Raw genomic sequence first — 15,451 nt, 5'->3', positions numbered from 1 at the left:
TCCCACGCTAGAATTAGCACTACCTGCGACTCACGCCCCGCTTCCCCCTTCCCAACAAAATCCAACCAGAGACATCATGCGGATCCCCAACTTTGCGATTCCCCATGCCGCAATGCGAACGCTTGTCATCGGCTCTGCATTACTGATGGCGATCGCTAATGTTGCCTCCAGCGCGGCAGCCGGCGCTTCGGCAGATCGCCCCAACATCGTTTTCATCATTGCGGATGACTGTACGTTTCGCGACATCGGCTGCTACGGAGGCCAGGCCCTCACGCCCAATATTGACCAATTGGCTCAGTCGGGAATGAAGTTCAACCGCTGTTTCCAGGCGGCACCGATGTGTTCACCGACGCGGCACAACTTGTACACCGGGCTCTATCCAGTGAAGTCGGGTGCGTACCCGAACCACACGTTCGCGGAGGATGGGACGCAGAGCATCGTTCACTACTTGAAACCGCTGGGGTACCGAGTCGCACTTTCGGGCAAAACCCACATCGGCCCTCAAGAGGTATTTCCGTTTGAATACATCGGAAAAAAGAATCCGGATATGAAGCAGATTGACAAACTGCTTTCGGAGTGCCGTGATTCGGAAACGCCATTTTGTCTCTTTGCCTGTTCCAACGAACCTCATTCGCCTTGGAACATGGGAGACGCGTCGCAATACCCGCCCGCCAAAATCAAACTGCCGCCCTACATCGTCGACACCCCGCAAGTGCGTGAAGATTTCAGCGACTACCTCGCCGAAGTCACCTATTTTGATGACCAAGTCGGCCAGATTTTGCAGCTACTCGATAAACATCAATTCAGCGACAACACGTTGGTGATGGTGGTGTCCGAACAAGGCAACTCGTTTCCCTTTGCAAAGTGGACGTGCTACGGCAACGGGCTTCAATCGGCAATGATCGTACGCTGGCCCGGCAAGGTCCAACCGGGCACGGTCACCGATGCGATGGTCGAATATGTCGACGTGACGCCAACCTTCATCGCCGCAGCCGGAGCGGCCCCGCAACCGTCCTTGGACGGCAAGAGTTTTTTGCCTGTATTGACGGGTGAAACCGACCAGCACAAATCATTTAGCTACGGCATCATGACGACGCGAGGCATCATCAATGGCAGCGACGCCTATGCCATCCGCACCGTGCGAGGGCAACAGTACCGGTTGATTTGGAATTTGAATCACGAAACCAAGTTCACCAACGCGTGTACTCAGACCCGCTACTTCCAATCGATGGTCGATGCGGCCAAAGGGGGCGACGAGAACGCACAAGAACTCGTCAATCGATATTACTATCGTCCAGAACTGGAACTGTACGACTGCAATGCCGATCCATTGGAAATGAACAATTTGGCTGAAAACCCCGAGTACGCCAGCGTCATCAAGGAATTGAAGAGCAACCTTGAGCAGTGGATGGCGTCGCAGGGAGACGAGGGAATCGAAACCGAATACGACGCGATCCTGCACCAACATGCCTACAAGGGCATGACGCGTGAACAGGCTCGCAAGGCATGGGCAACGAAGAATTCAAAGAAAGGGAAGCAGCAAGGCGGTAACGGTAAGAAACGCAACGCCAACAAGTCCGCAGGGGAATAGGCGTTTCGTCGATGAATGAAGGGGATGGGGCATATGCCTCGTCAGCGTTTCGTGCCAACGCGGTAAAGCATTTTTACTGTAGCGGAAGTCGTCAAGACTTTCGTTCCATGACGTGCCCTCCCCGAAACTCTTGGCGGCTTGTTGTTTTAGTCGTACGATGGACTTCCTAGTCCGTCGAATCCACCATTGACGGACTAGGAAATCCATCCTACACCCCTTGCCGCAGGAACCTTCACTAATCCAATTGCAAATCGAAATGGTGAGCCGTGGGTCGTAAGGCACCGGGTAACGCGTGAGCCCCGGCCGCTGACGCGTCGCGGCTCACTAAATCAACAAGTCGTCAAGACTTTCGTTCCATGACGTTCGCTCGGCCGAAACTCTTGGCGAGTTTCGCTACGTTCAAACGTGGGCTAGCGAAGGTAGCGACGTGGACGCCAAATCGATACATTGATCGCATTCCTTGACGTTGCCTTGAATCAGGATTTGACAGGCTTTTGACGACACAATCGACAGAAACCAGCGAAAAGCTGGACCAGATAAAAAGCGAAATCGCCAAACATGTCGTCGGCCAGCAGCCGCTGATCGACCGGTTGATGTTGGCGCTGTTGTGCAATGGGCATGTGTTGTTAGAGGGAGTGCCTGGGATCGCCAAGACGTTGACGGTCAATTGTTTGGCCAAGGCGATCGACGCAGACTTTAGCCGCATCCAGTTCACTCCCGACCTGTTGCCGGGCGATCTCACCGGCACGTTGGTGTACGACCCGCGGCATCATGTCTTTACGCCTGAGAAAGGACCTGTGTTCGCCAACTTGCTACTGGCCGATGAAATCAACCGGGCGCCGGCCAAGGTACAATCGGCGCTGCTCGAAGCGATGCAGGAAAAACAAGTCACGCTGGGCAAAGAGACCTTTGATCTGCCGTCGCCGTTTCTCGTCTTGGCGACGCAGAATCCGATCGAGCAAGAGGGGACCTACGCGCTTCCTGAAGCCCAGGTCGATCGGTTTATGTTCAAGTTAAAAGTGGGCTACCCCAGCATGGACGAAGAACTCGTAATCATGCAGCGGATGGCAAAGACTCGTTCCGAGGTGAACATCCAACCGGTGCTATCGCTTGATGAATTGATGCAGATGCGAAGCACGCTCGATGCGACGTTTTTGGACGAAAAGATCGAACGTTACATCATTCGCCTGGTGGACTGTACACGTCATCCAGCAAAGTACGGACTGGATATCGAGCGTTATGTCCGATTCGGAGCGTCTCCACGCGCATCGATCTACCTGTCATTAGCCGCCCGCGGAAACGCGATGATGCAGCGGCGTGACTACACCGTCCCTCAAGATGTGAAGGACGTCGCCCATGATGTTTTGCGACATCGGTTGGCGATCTCGTATCGTGCGGAAGCCGAGTCGATCACGTCCGATGATTTGCTGGACCAAATGTTGTCAACGGTGCCGGTTGTCGAGTCATGATTCCTGATTCGCTTTCCAACGCCGACGCTCAACTTTCCCTATTAGAATTGAAATGCCGTCGCCCAGTCGAACATCTGCTGGCGGGCGAATATCACTCGGTTTTCCGCGGCCAAGGAATTGAATTCGAGGATGTGCGGCGTTATCAGCCGGGCGACGATGTGCGATCAATGGACTGGAAGGTCACCGCACGGACGGGCGAACCGCACATCAAACGCTACATCGAACAGCGAGAGCAGTTTCTGTATTTGTTGGTCGACGTCTCAGCGTCGATGATCCAATCGAGCGGCGGTCGCAAACGCGCGCTGATCACCGAACTGTGTGCGCTGCTAACGATGGCCGCGGTGCGGAACAACGACCGCGTCAGTCTGATCCTGTTTACCGATCGTGTCGAAATGGTGATCCCGGCTGGAAAGGGTCGTTCGCATGCGTTGCGGATCATGGACACGATGCTGAACTTCGAGCCGACCGGTCGAGAAACCGCATTCAAGGCGGTGTTGAGCCGGTTTGGTCACATGGCACGAAAACACTCGGTAGTGTTCGTGATTTCGGATTTTTTGGCGTCGGACTACTTTGACGAACTCCGCGCATTGGCGGCCCGCCATGATCTGAATGCCGTCAATGTGCTTGATACGCAAACGCAGCTCGCCGCATCGACCGAGCTAGTCCACATGCAAGATACCGAGACGGGATCGCAGCGTTATGTCGACCTGAAGTGCACGACCCAGCAAACCGACGAACACCCTATCGCGCTGCAGGAACAAATGCTGCAAAGCGGTATTGGGTTGATGGAGCTGGGGGTGGACGAAGACTGTGTGACGGCATTGGCGAGCTATTTCCAGTCGCGGCATCGACGTGTTGCTGACGAGACGGGTGGCTAAATGTTGCGTTGTGCTCTCGGTTTTGTTTTACCGCTCGTTTTTATAGCGATCTTTGCAACCGTTACGTTCGCGGTGGAAATTGCGGCCTCCGGGGAAAGCAAGCTCAGCCCGAAATCGTTCGGCATTACCGTGCGATTCATCCCCAACCATGCCAGGCCCGGGGACGTCGTGCAACTGCGGGCCGAGATGGACCGAGACACATGGGGCCAGTTCGATTTGCATGTCCCTGCAAACCCAGACATGCACGCGATCACGGTGGAAAAAATCCCTCTGCAATACCAAGACGGACGTTATCGACAGCAGCAAAGTTTGGTGTTTCAACCCAAACGTTCTGGGGCACTGCGAGTGTCCGGTGCGACCATTGATGTCGTGACCTCGCGAGGCCGGCAAACGGTAACGGTCCCTGATCTGACGCTGGTGATTGAGCCAACTGGGATCACCGACACCACGACGACGCCTGTGCCATTGCCGACCTCAACGCCGGCGCAGTCATCGCAGTCGCTCGCGTTTTTTGCAGCCGCGGTCGGCATCGGCTTGGTGTTTTTGCTCGCGATCTTCGTTGTCGCTCGAAAGCACCGGAATCGGCAACCCACGGCCGCACCATCCACCTCGCAGTCACCGCCGCCAACGGACAATCTCGTACATTTGCTGCAGTCCGGCCAAATGCCGCGTCACGATTTGGAACGGTTGCTGGCCGACCCGAACTTTACCGCATCGGTTGACGTGCGTGCTGCGATCGAGCGAGCGGTATACGCCGAAGAATACGACACTGCGCAACTTGCCCACCAGTTGCAACAGCAGGAGGGAAGATGAGTTTCGCCTATCCCTGGCTGCTGCTGTTGTTGCCGGTTCCTGCGATATTGGCATGGCGGATGCGAATTGCGCGTCCTAGTTTGCCGGTCCCGTCGCTACAGCTTTGGCAACATACCGATCGCGGACGTGCTCGGTACCTTTGGCTGCTGCCGCTGCTTCGCATCATCTCGCTGATGCTCTTGATTGTGGCCCTGGCCAGACCGCAGGCGGGAAGCACGCACACGGTCCAGGTGTCCGAAGGAATCGCGATTGAGTTGTTGGTCGACGTCAGCAGCAGCATGGACATGAGCATCCAGCTGCCGGACAAAAAACAGAACAGCCGCATGCAGGTGGCCAAAGAATTGGTGGAACGCTTCATCGCGGGCGACGGCGAAAAATTGAAGGGACGCGAAGGTGATCTGTTGGGGCTGATCACGTTTGCAAGGTACGCCGACACACGTAGCCCGTTGACGTTTGGGCACGAAGCACTGCTGCAATTGGTTCGCGACCTCGAAATCCAACAGCGGCCCAACGAAGATGGCACCGCTTACGGCGACGCCTTGGCGATTGCCGCCGCCCGGCTACGACAACTCGATGACCCCGACGTTCGCGAGCGACGATCGTTCGAAAGTGAAATTTCCAGCCGTGTAATCATCCTGCTGACCGACGGAGAGAACAACTCGGGGCAACATTTGCCAGTCGAGGCCGCGGGATTGGCGAAAGAGTGGGGCTGCCGCGTCTACTGCATCAGCTTGGGAGACCACGCAGCGCAATCGATATCCGCGCCGTCGTCGTCCGCACCACTTGCGGATCCACCGCTTTCCGAAGCCGAACGCGTGCTCGAACACATCAGCCACGAAACGGGTGGCATTTTTCGCACCGCTCACGATTTCGAGTCATTGTTGGCGGTCTATTCCGAGGTGGATCAACTAGAGCGTTCCCGCATCGTGACTCGCCAATACACGCGAGTCGCCGAGTGGTTCGGGTTGCCATTGGTTGTTTCGCTATCGATATTGATCATTGCTCTTGTGCTCGAAGCCACGTGGTTACGGACGGTGCCATGACATTCTTTACGTTTCAAAACCCGAGCATGCTTGGACTGCTGGTGATGCTGTTGCCGGTGGCGTGGTTGCTTCGCCGTGCGCGGCGTCGCCGAAAGACGGTCATCGATGCGATGGGCGGCGATCTTGGCCTGCGATCAAGATGGCGTGACCGACTTTGCTTGGCGGCAACGCTGCTGTTGGTCCTGGCGTTAGCGCGTCCTGGGATTTCGCCGCAGCGACATTCGGTGTCCAAGAGCGGTCGTGACGTGGTGTTTGTGCTCGATGTCTCGCAAAGCATGCTGGCCGAGGACGCTTATCCGTCGCGATTGGATGCCGCCAAAGACGCGATCCGTGACGCGCTGGACCACTTGCAATCCGAACGAGTGGCGTTGGTCGTGTACGCGGGCAGTGCCAACATTCTCTGTCCGCTAACGTTCGATTACGACTTTGTGCGATACGTGTTGGATCAAGCCACTCCGCGAACCGTCGATTTCGGCGGCACCACCTTACTATCCGCCACCGAGAAGTGTGCCGACAGCATCTTTACCGAGCAGCGCAACGGAATGCAGGATTTGATCGTCCTGACCGATGGCGAAGAACATGGGTCGCACAATCAGCGGATCGCCAAACTGCTAAACGAGCACGCGGCGGGACTGTTGTTGGTTGGCATTGGCGACACGGCGGCGGGTTCACGCATTCCCATCACAGGCGACGAGGGCGCGACGGAGTACTTGAAACACGACGGACAATTTGTCACGACGCGATTGAACGAAAGCGGACTGCGAGAGCTTGCTCGTTTGGCGAGCGGTGCCACCTACGTCTCGGCAGGAACGTCGGCATTTGATCTGGCTGGTCTGTATTGGCAATACGCGAGCGAGAAACCCATCGCCGATGTCGGCGGAAGCGACACCTACGTTACCTATCAAGAGCTTGGATTCCCGCTGATGGGGCTGGCGTTAGCGATGTTATTGATCGCCGAGTGGCAGCATCGTTCGCACAGACGCAGACGCACACAATTTCCAGTGCAGCAGATTGCTGCATTGCTTTTCACCGCCGCCATCAGCGTCGTAACAACGCCATCATTGTCGGCCGAGGAAACCGGCGTGGCGTCGCAATTTGCCGAGGCCGTACGGTTACAATCCGCAGGCCGGACGGCGGATGCGATGGAGATTTATGACGCGATCGATTCGAGCATCGTAGCCGGACAGATCTCGGCCCAGCAAACCGCGGCACTGCGATTCAACCAAGGGCTGTGTTACTTGGATCTAGCCGCCAACGACGCGGATGCGGAACCGAGATCCGCCTTGTCGAACGTCGAGCAAGCCCAGACCTGTTTTCTGGATGCATGTCGGATGTCACCCGAGTTCAAGCGTGCGAGGATGCGACTCGATCCGACCGCAAACTGGATCACTCAGCTGCAACAGCAAATCGAACAAGAGGATGAGCGTCAGCAGAAACTGCAGGAACAACTTCAAAATTTGATCGAGCTGCTTCAGGAACTGCAACAAAAACAAACGGCCTTGCGTGACAAAGTTCCCAGCCGACAGGACCCAGGGCGTCGCAAACCGGCGGTTGCCCAACCGCCGGAAGGCGAACCGGAAACGGCGGCCGAGGATGGCAAACAATTCTCGCAACAGCAGCGGCAATTGCATCAAGAAGGAATTGCGATCGACGCGGCCATGCAGAAACTTGACCAAGCGATGTCGCAATCGGTTCCGTCCGAAGACACGCAACCGCTAAGCGTATTGGAAGAGCCGCTGAGGCTGATGAAACAAGCGATCACGGCCCAAGACTTAGCGGTCGAACCGCTACGGCAATGGAGCCGCTGGGCGAATGCTCGCGACCTGCAACAGATCGCCATTCGCAAGATCCAGGAGATCCTGGACCTATTGGCCAGCGACAGTTCCGAAGACTCGGACGAAGGCGACTGGGACGATGAAGAGTCCTACGAAGACATGATGGAATCGAGTGAGTCCGACGAAGCGATGATGTCGTCGATGCAAGGGGAAGGCGAATTTGCCAGCGGCGGAGAAATGCAACCGTTGCCGGTCCCCAACTATTCGGTGGAAGACATTTTGATGCAAGAGCAGGGCAGTCTGCAATTTCGCCAACAACAGCGAGCCAAGAGCAACCAAGGCAAAGTGGAGAAAGATTGGTGAGCCGTCGATGGCATATCGAATTGTTGAGGACACTTGGAATCGTTTTGGCCCTTGCCGCAGCGAATGTCGCCGGTGCGCAGTTAGACAATGAAGATGCGGATGCCCAAGTATCATCGACCGTGGCACCAGCGACCGAGGCACCAGCGACCGATTCCGAACTCGAAGTCGTCGAAATCCCGATCAAACTCAAAGAGCAATCCTGGTTCACCGATGTGGTGGCGACGGCCGTGATCGAATTCCCCGAAGCGGTGGAGCAACCCGAATCGTTGCCGCCGGATGACAAGGATGTTGCGTTCGTCGGTTTGGAGCTGAACGCCCCCTCCACGTCACATCTTCGCCAACCCGATGCGGTGGTTCGATTTGTCCCGCAGCATCCGGGGGTGTCGGTTTTTCCATCGCTCGAGTTCCGCTCGGCAACCCACCTTTACCGTACTTTGCCCACGCAATTCCTGGTCAGCGTCCCCCAACCGAGTTCGAACATGCAGTTTGAATTTCGACCAGAAAAAACATCGGTTTACGTCGGTGAACCGACGCGGGTGAATGTCAAATGGTCGAGCCAAGAGGAGACAAACCGATTTCGCTCACTGCAATGTTATCCGGACATTTTTCGAAACCACGATGCCGAGGTAGTAATACCTCGCTGCACTGCCCCCGAAGAACTGCAGATGGGAATGCCGATCGGCGGTCGACGCATCATTGTTCCTCGCGTGCCGCCTGACGACAAACCAGCCTTGTTCGGCACGGTCGAGTTTCCATTGTTCATTCGTTTCCATGAACCCAACACCGTCAACATCGGCCCCACGCGTTTAGAGTGTGCCCTGCTGAAGAGCCCCGAAGGCGCGTTCGCTCCCTATGCCGCCTACTACAACAATGGATTGTTCGAGCCGTTTTCGGCGCTGAAGTCGTACGAGCGAGTCTATGTGGAATCCGAACAAACGCCGGTCCGCGTGCTTCCGCTGCCGTCGGAGCATCGCTCGGAATGGTTTAGCGGACTGTTCACCCCATGCAAGATCGATGTCACGTCGGCAACCGATGAAATCACGGTCGGGCAAGTTCTGCAAATCGACGTCCGAGTGCATAGCGACGCACCGCACGGCATGCTCGAACTTCCACCGCTATCATTGCAGCGGAGTTTGCGGGGACGGTTCCACGTCTCGAGCGAAATGGGGCGAACATGGCACCCCGATGGAACCAGTTTCCGAATCCGTGTGCGTCCGTTGACCACCAACATCACCGCGTTTCCATCGCTGCGAATCCAAGTCTTTGACGCAGAGGCGGGCGAATATCGCTTCATCCAAACCGCAGCGATTCCCCTAAAAGTACTTGCGGATGACGGACGAGACTTTTTCGAAGTACGATCGCTCCTCGCCGAGCGAACTCTGACCGACCAACCCGAAGGGGTTTGGCACAACGCACAACCAGGAATCATGAGTCCATTTTTGAATCACGCGATTGGGATTTTGGCAGACTACTTTTGGCTGTGGATGATCTCCACCACCGTATTGTTTGCCTTTGTTGTGCCATGGGTCCGCGAGCGACGGCGTCGTGCGACTCACCCGGTTTACCGACGACAAGTCGCCGCGTATCACGACTTGCTTCGGCAACCCGAGGGGAGCGTGCAAAAGTGGGAATCCTTTCTGCGATTTTTGGCCACTGGATTCTCGGTTCCGCCGAACGCTTGGACGATCCAGGACACTCAAAATCGTCTGCGTGAGATTGAGCTTTCCCAATCCGACATTGACTTGATCGCGAAAACCCATGCCGTCGCAGACAGGTCCGATTTTTCGTCACAGAAATCAACCGCCTCGATCCCTGAACTCAACGGGGTAGCAAGTCGACTGTTCGCAAAGCTCCGCCGTCTTTCGGTTTTCCTATGGATTGTTTTCTGCGCAACTCCGCTAACTGCGTACGCATCGGAGTGGAGCGAAGCGGAAGTGCTTTTTGATCAAGCCATCCACTCGGATCCTGGATTGCCAGAAACCGAATCGTTGTTCAAGCAAGCGGCGTTAAAGTTCGAGAGTGCTGCCGGCGACGCCCGACAACGAGGACATGCTTGGTACAACGCCGGCAATGCGTGGTTCAAAGCTGGCGAGATTGGCCGAGCGATCGCATGTTATCGCCAAGCACAGGTGTATCGACCGTTTGACGACAAGGTCCGCGAAAACTTGAAAGCCGTACGAGCGTTGGCGGTCGATGCCATCGACGATGTCCGCGCAGACCGTTTCCTGCGTTGGCCGCTGCGATGGATCTGCGCAGCGTTGGTCCTCAGTTGGACATTGTTTCTGAGTTTGCTGCTCGTGCATCTTCGCTACCGAACACGGACGACGACGGCGGTGGTGATCTTAGCTGCATCCAGCGTCGCAGTGATGGTGGGGACCGCGGTTTACGCTGACATTCAATCGGGACGCGAAGGCGTGGTGATCGTTGGTGAAACGTTTGGTCGCAAAGGCCCGGCGTATTCGTATGACACGGCATTTTTCGAGCCGCTGCATGACGGGTTAGAGTTCGATGTAAAAACGAGTCAAGCGGATTGGTTAAACATCGAACTAGCCGACGGCCGCGAGTGCTGGATCCCCGCCGACCAAACCCGGTTAATTTTTAACAAGCGATAGGGGGTGGGAAGTTGCCAGGGCGGTCGATGCGAGGAAGGTGTCGCTGAATCACCTAATCTCGCAGTCCCCTCTTCGGCCCAAAGGGCCATCCGTTTGCCTAGCCCAGGCCAGCGGCCTGGGAATGGTTGTAAGATACTTCCATAGGGCCAAAGGCCCGGCAGTTTGCATCGCTAATCCAGGGTTTGCCCAATGCCTCAATCACTTTCGCAAGTTTGGATCCGTCTCGTTTTCTCAACCAAAGAACGTCGACCGTTTCTAAAGGACGAACCGTTCCGCGAAGAAATGTTTCGCATGCTCTCCCACCACGTCAAAGAATCAAAATGCGTGAATGCTTGCGTGGGAGGACACATCGACCATGTTCATCTTCTGATTGGGCTTTCAAGAACCATCAGTATTGCGAAACTCGTCGAGAACATCAAAACCGAAACATCCAAGTGGGCGAAAACCGCCGTGGGTGGGACTTCAAGGTTCTCTTGGCAATCAGGCTATGGCGTTTTTTCAGTCAGCCACTCCGAACGTGGTGAGGTTGACGAATACATACGCAACCAAAACAAACATCACGACCAGCTGTCGTTCCATGATGAATTTCGGGCGATTTGTAAACGGCATGATATAGAAATCGACGAACGATATGTGTGGGATTGAGGCGTATAAACGGCCGGGCCGTTGGCCCTACCTAACTTTCTTGGACACGGATTCCCAGGCCGCTGGCCTGGGCTAGGTAAATCGCTGGGCCTTTGGCCCGAAAACATGCCGCTTGCTAGCCAGCCGCTTACTCCCGCGACCTGCCTCTTTGCAAACGTTTTGCCTTTTCGGCCCAGGGGGCGTGGCGGTCGAAGATCACGCCGTACTCTTGATAGCGATTGTAGGGTACCGCATCCTGCTTCCACTTTTCCACCGCTTGGTCATAACCGGCCCGCATTGATTTCATCGCTTCGCTGTACTCGGGGTTCTTGGCCAAGTTGACCAATTCCAGCGGATCCTTTCGCGTGTGATAAAGTTCCTCGGTCGGCGAGAATCCGTCTCCGGCGTAACCCCAGTAAATGTACTTCATGTCTTTGGTCACGATCGCAAGCGATTGAGTTGCGGGCGTCCCCCACACGTTGATCAGCGGCAGAGAGGTGTGGATGTCGGTGGCCGGATCATCAAGGATCGGGATCAGACTGCGTCCATCCATGTTGCGGGGCGGCGTGATGCCGGCCATTGCAAGAATGGTCGGCGCAAAATCGATATTGCCCGTCAACGAATCGGTTCGCAACTGTTTCCCACGGTTGGGATGGCGAGGATCGTAAACGATCAATGGCACGCGTGATGCTTCTTCGTACGGCAGCACCTTGGAACCATAACCATGCGAGCCACACAAAAAACCGTTATCCGAAGTGTAGAAAATCACGGTATTGTCACTGGCACCATGCTCTTCTAACGCATCCCGAATCATCCCGACCGCAACGTCGATGGCGTAGATTTGTTGATGGTACTTTGCCATCACATTGTCGTAATCGTCCGAGTAGTGCCACGAATGAAACCGCTCGTATTGACGTCCTTGTTGACTCTGTTTGGAAAAGTGCGTGCCGTGTTCGCGACCGAAGTTCGCCGGTTTTTTGAATGTCTTTCCGGCATAGACATCATCAAATCGAGGATCCGGTGTCGCCGGCATGTGCGGTGCTTTGAAGCTGATCGACAAGCAAAACGGTTGCTCCTTCGCAGCCGAATCACGAACAAAGTCGCGACCGAAGGCGCCGTAGGACAACGTCGAGTGCGGATACTCGTCGGCATACTTCGCCATCGATTTGTTTTGCCGGGTGTTGTAGCTCGTTTGCCCGGGGCCGCCGCCCCACACGTCGAAGTCGTCGCTGGGAAGTTGCAACTTCTTGGACTCCGGCGTATCGACGACTTCGAATCCGAATTTACCTGCGAACGCGGTGCGATAACCGTTGGCGCGAAGCAGCATGGGGTAGCTCTGCTGCCACTTGTCCCGCGTCATCGGGCCGTGATCAAAATTGCAGCCCGTTTTGTATTCCAGCATCCCTGTCATTACACTCGCACGACTGGCCATACAGATCGCGGTCGTATCGTAGTGATTGTCGAACACCATCCCCTCGGCGGCCAATTGGTCAAGATTGGGCGTTTTCACATCCTCGTTGCCGTAGCAGCCAAGCGAGTAAAAGCTCTGATCATCGGACATCAGGAAAATGATATTGGGGCGTTCATTGGCCAGCGCGGTAGAGACGCACGCAAACGACAACAAAGTGGCCCAAATGCGAGATGATTTCGAGAACCGTCGAAGGAGATCCATGGCTTGATTTTCTGAGGTTTTGAAAGGGGGGTGAGCGTTCAAGCGAATTCACGGACGCTTGCCGCGTCCACGAACGATTATCATCGAAGAGATCGAGTCCAGCCACACCTAAATTTGTAATGCGGTGAAGCATTTAGAGAAGGCAAAGCACGGCATTGCGTTCCGTAGCTACGCTCGCCAGAGCGTGGAGGATTGACGTCCAATACGAATCACCACCTTCTGGCGAAGGTCGCTACGAGAAAAGGCTTCACAGCGTTACTGAATTCGGCTCGTCTTCACGTTGTTGGCCTGATCCGTGCGGGTATCGCGACCGCCGCAGCGTTAGCCAAAAACGCAAATAATTTGTTGACACGCGGTTTCGCACGGACATTAGCCATTTGAACCGCCCCCCCGAAACCGTGCCATTTGTGCACCTTTACTAAGGATTTTCGCTTCGTGACGTCAAACGACCGCAACACGACGGATGCATCGACAGAGGTGGTTGCATTGATTGCCCAGCACCAATCTCGGTTGCGGGGATTCGTGCGGTGTTTGCTTGCTCATGACAAAGACGTTGACGATTTGCTGCAAGAGGTGAACGTCGTGCTTTGGCAGAAGGCAGACCAATTCGAAATCGGAACCGATTTCTGGGCGTGGGCGAGTCAGGTAGCCAGATTCAAGGTGATGAACCAGGTTCGCAAGTATTCTCGCGACCGCTTGGTGTTTGACGAGTCGTTCATGACCGAGTTGGCGGATCTTGCCACCGAGCGGTCCAGGGGGTTCGAGGATCAACAATCCGCACTTCGGCACTGCATGAAACAATTGCCAGGGCCGCAACGGGCATTGATCGAGATGCGGTATTCAAGCGAGCGCTCGATCGGCAGCATCGCGGACGAATTGGGACGCCCCGAAGGATCGATTCGACAAACGTTGTACCGAATCCGCGGGCTGTTGCTGCAGTGTATCGAGTTGAACATGCCGGAGACTTCGCGATGAGCAACGATACCGACCGCGAATTTGCCAACCTGCTTCAATTAGCAATCGATGGCCAGATCGATCCAGGCCAAGGTCAACGTTTGCAAGAATTGATGCGTGGTAACCCCGAACGAATGAACGCTTGGGTTGATCACTTTCGACTTGATTCGCTACTTAGCAACGAGATTGATCGGTCGTCGGTCGTCGACCTTGTCGATCTGGTTTGCCCGCAAAATTCGACTCTCGATCATGTTTCACCTGAGGTGCATCAGACGAAATACCGCAAGCACACTGAATCTAAAGCGTGGTGGGTCGTCACGGCGATTCTGGCTGTGTCCGTTCTGTTTATGGCATTCCTGTTCGTGACCGGCCGATCGTTATCACCATTTGCCAGCGTGGCGACACCCACACAACCGGACACCACGATCGCGATCCTTGCTCAAACGTCCGAGGATGTTTGGCACGGTAACGTCGAGCCACCGCTATTGCTGTCACCGGGCCGATTGCAGCTTGAATCGGGGTTGGCAGAGATCCGAGTTTACAACGGTGTGACACTGTATCTCGAAGGTCCCGTCGACTTGGATTTGAATTCACTTGAGCACGCCCATCTGCGACATGGAAAACTGCGAGCCCGTGTTGCCGAACAAGCCGAAGGATTCACCGTCACCACCGATGCCGTGCGACTCGTGGACCGAGGTACCGAGTTTGCCATTTCAGCAGGCGACGATGGACGATCTCAAGTCCATGTGTTTGATGGGCTGGTCGATCTTTATCCCAGTGGCAAAGCGTCACGCGACGACACGAACCGACGTCCCGTCAGTGAAGGCGAAAGCGTCGAAGTCGATCCATCGTTTGAAACTCGCCGAACCGAATTCGCTCTCGATCGGTTCCCGTCGGCCCAGGCGATGGATCAATCGGTTGCAAATCGTTTCGAGCGATGGAAGTCCTGGAGCACTGAATTTGCCAAACGTCCTGATTTATTGGTCTACTACAATTTCGAAGAGTTCGGCGAAAAGGGCAACGGTCGCAATACCGTGATTGATCTTGCGGACGCCAACCCTATCAATGCAACCGTGGTCGGTTGCGAAATGTTGACAGGACGTTGGCCTCAGAAAAAGGCACTTGGGTTCTACAATCCCGCCGACCGATTGCGGGTGCGGATCCCAGGTCGTTGGCCAAATTTGACGATGGCATGCTGGGTTCGGCTGGACGAATTACGCGGAGTCAATCAAGCACTCCTGCTGACCGATTCCTTTGATGCATGGCAGCCTCATTGGCAAATCGCCAAAGAGGGCACGTTGAAGCTTGGGATTGGGCAAGACACCGTCGAGGAATCGCGGCGGATGCGAAGCCCGTCGACACCGCTGAACGAACTCGCCCCGCTCGGACGCTGGATGCATCTGGCGACCGTTTACAACGCAGAGAGAAAAACCGTCGACCATTATGTCAACGGCAACAAGGCGGGATCCAATGGGTTGCCGGTCGCCGAACCGCTACACATCGGCACCGCGGAAATAGGCAACTGGTTACGTCCGCGACAAACCGGTAACGAACCGATCCGCAATCTGGACGGCCGCATCGATGAATTCATGTTGCTCCGCTCGGCACTGAACGCGGAAACGATCAAAGAAATTTACCAGGCCGGACGTTAGGGTTA

Annotated in this window: 11 protein-coding genes; 10 read left to right on the top strand and 1 reads right to left on the bottom strand. The window is 55.5% G+C overall.

The window, feature by feature from the left end:
- The first annotated feature begins 76 nt into the window (after positions 1-76).
- The 8 genes from ABEA92_RS15710 (at position 77) to tnpA (ending at position 11,189) form a co-directional block, all read left to right on the top strand.
- Positions 77-1,591: a sulfatase family protein gene (locus ABEA92_RS15710; protein ID WP_345684799.1), complete on the top strand. Its 1,515-nt coding sequence runs from the start codon at positions 77-79 to the stop codon at positions 1,589-1,591.
- Between the two features lie 494 nt (positions 1,592-2,085).
- On the top strand, positions 2,086-3,060 hold the full coding sequence (locus ABEA92_RS15705; RefSeq protein ID WP_345684798.1) for an AAA family ATPase: 975 nt from the start codon (positions 2,086-2,088) through the stop codon (positions 3,058-3,060).
- Positions 3,057-3,938 (top strand): DUF58 domain-containing protein, encoded by an 882-nt coding sequence (locus ABEA92_RS15700; protein ID WP_345684797.1) that lies wholly within the window; start codon positions 3,057-3,059, stop codon positions 3,936-3,938. The genes ABEA92_RS15705 and ABEA92_RS15700 overlap by 4 nt, the downstream gene beginning before the upstream one ends.
- Positions 3,939-4,751 carry a hypothetical protein gene (locus ABEA92_RS15695; protein ID WP_345684796.1) on the top strand — a complete coding sequence of 271 codons (813 nt, stop codon included), beginning with the start codon at positions 3,939-3,941 and terminating at the stop codon, positions 4,749-4,751.
- On the top strand, positions 4,748-5,794 hold the full coding sequence (locus ABEA92_RS15690) for a vWA domain-containing protein (RefSeq protein ID WP_345684795.1): 1,047 nt from the start codon (positions 4,748-4,750) through the stop codon (positions 5,792-5,794). The genes ABEA92_RS15695 and ABEA92_RS15690 overlap by 4 nt, the downstream gene beginning before the upstream one ends.
- Positions 5,791-7,932, top strand: a complete 2,142-nt coding sequence (locus ABEA92_RS15685) for a vWA domain-containing protein (RefSeq protein ID WP_345684794.1) — start codon at positions 5,791-5,793, stop codon at positions 7,930-7,932. The genes ABEA92_RS15690 and ABEA92_RS15685 overlap by 4 nt, the downstream gene beginning before the upstream one ends.
- Positions 7,929-10,544, top strand: coding sequence for a tetratricopeptide repeat protein (locus tag ABEA92_RS15680; RefSeq protein ID WP_345684793.1), 2,616 nt, complete (start codon positions 7,929-7,931; stop codon positions 10,542-10,544). The genes ABEA92_RS15685 and ABEA92_RS15680 overlap by 4 nt, the downstream gene beginning before the upstream one ends.
- A gap of 189 nt (positions 10,545-10,733) precedes the next feature.
- A complete protein-coding gene (tnpA, locus tag ABEA92_RS15675) occupies positions 10,734-11,189 on the top strand; it encodes an IS200/IS605 family transposase (protein WP_345684792.1) in 456 nt (151 codons plus the stop codon).
- Positions 11,190-11,316: 127 nt separating this feature from the next.
- On the opposite strand, the gene ABEA92_RS15670 is transcribed toward tnpA, so the two are convergent.
- Positions 11,317-12,840, bottom strand: a complete 1,524-nt coding sequence (locus ABEA92_RS15670; protein WP_345684791.1) for a sulfatase family protein — start codon at positions 12,838-12,840, stop codon at positions 11,317-11,319.
- Between the two features lie 435 nt (positions 12,841-13,275).
- On the opposite strand from ABEA92_RS15670, the gene ABEA92_RS15665 reads away from it, so the two are divergent.
- Entirely contained in the window at positions 13,276-13,815 is a 540-nt protein-coding gene (locus tag ABEA92_RS15665; RefSeq protein WP_345684790.1) for a sigma-70 family RNA polymerase sigma factor, read from the top strand.
- The gene (locus tag ABEA92_RS15660; RefSeq protein ID WP_345684789.1) at positions 13,812-15,446 is read left to right on the top strand and encodes a LamG-like jellyroll fold domain-containing protein; all 1,635 of its coding nucleotides are present in this window, start codon (positions 13,812-13,814) and stop codon (positions 15,444-15,446) included. The genes ABEA92_RS15665 and ABEA92_RS15660 overlap by 4 nt, the downstream gene beginning before the upstream one ends.
- Positions 15,447-15,451 lie beyond the last annotated feature (5 nt).

Origin of the sequence: Novipirellula caenicola (assembly GCF_039545035.1) — a bacterium.
Taxonomy (GTDB): domain Bacteria; phylum Planctomycetota; class Planctomycetia; order Pirellulales; family Pirellulaceae; genus Novipirellula; species Novipirellula caenicola.
This window is presented reverse-complemented; position numbering and strand designations above follow the sequence as displayed.

Excerpts from the sequence above, each read along its gene's own strand:
- ABEA92_RS15690 (WP_345684795.1), top strand. The coding sequence starts at position 4,748 with ATGAGTTTCGCCTATCCCTGGCTGCTGCTGTTGTTGCCGGTTCCTGCG.
- ABEA92_RS15660 (WP_345684789.1), top strand. The coding sequence starts at position 13,812 with ATGAGCAACGATACCGACCGCGAATTTGCCAACCTGCTTCAATTAGCA.
- ABEA92_RS15670 (WP_345684791.1), bottom strand. The coding sequence starts at position 12,840 with ATGGATCTCCTTCGACGGTTCTCGAAATCATCTCGCATTTGGGCCACT.
- ABEA92_RS15695 (WP_345684796.1), top strand. The coding sequence starts at position 3,939 with ATGTTGCGTTGTGCTCTCGGTTTTGTTTTACCGCTCGTTTTTATAGCG.
- ABEA92_RS15700 (WP_345684797.1), top strand. The coding sequence starts at position 3,057 with ATGATTCCTGATTCGCTTTCCAACGCCGACGCTCAACTTTCCCTATTA.
- ABEA92_RS15685 (WP_345684794.1), top strand. The coding sequence starts at position 5,791 with ATGACATTCTTTACGTTTCAAAACCCGAGCATGCTTGGACTGCTGGTG.
- tnpA (WP_345684792.1), top strand. The coding sequence starts at position 10,734 with ATGCCTCAATCACTTTCGCAAGTTTGGATCCGTCTCGTTTTCTCAACC.
- ABEA92_RS15710 (WP_345684799.1), top strand. The coding sequence starts at position 77 with ATGCGGATCCCCAACTTTGCGATTCCCCATGCCGCAATGCGAACGCTT.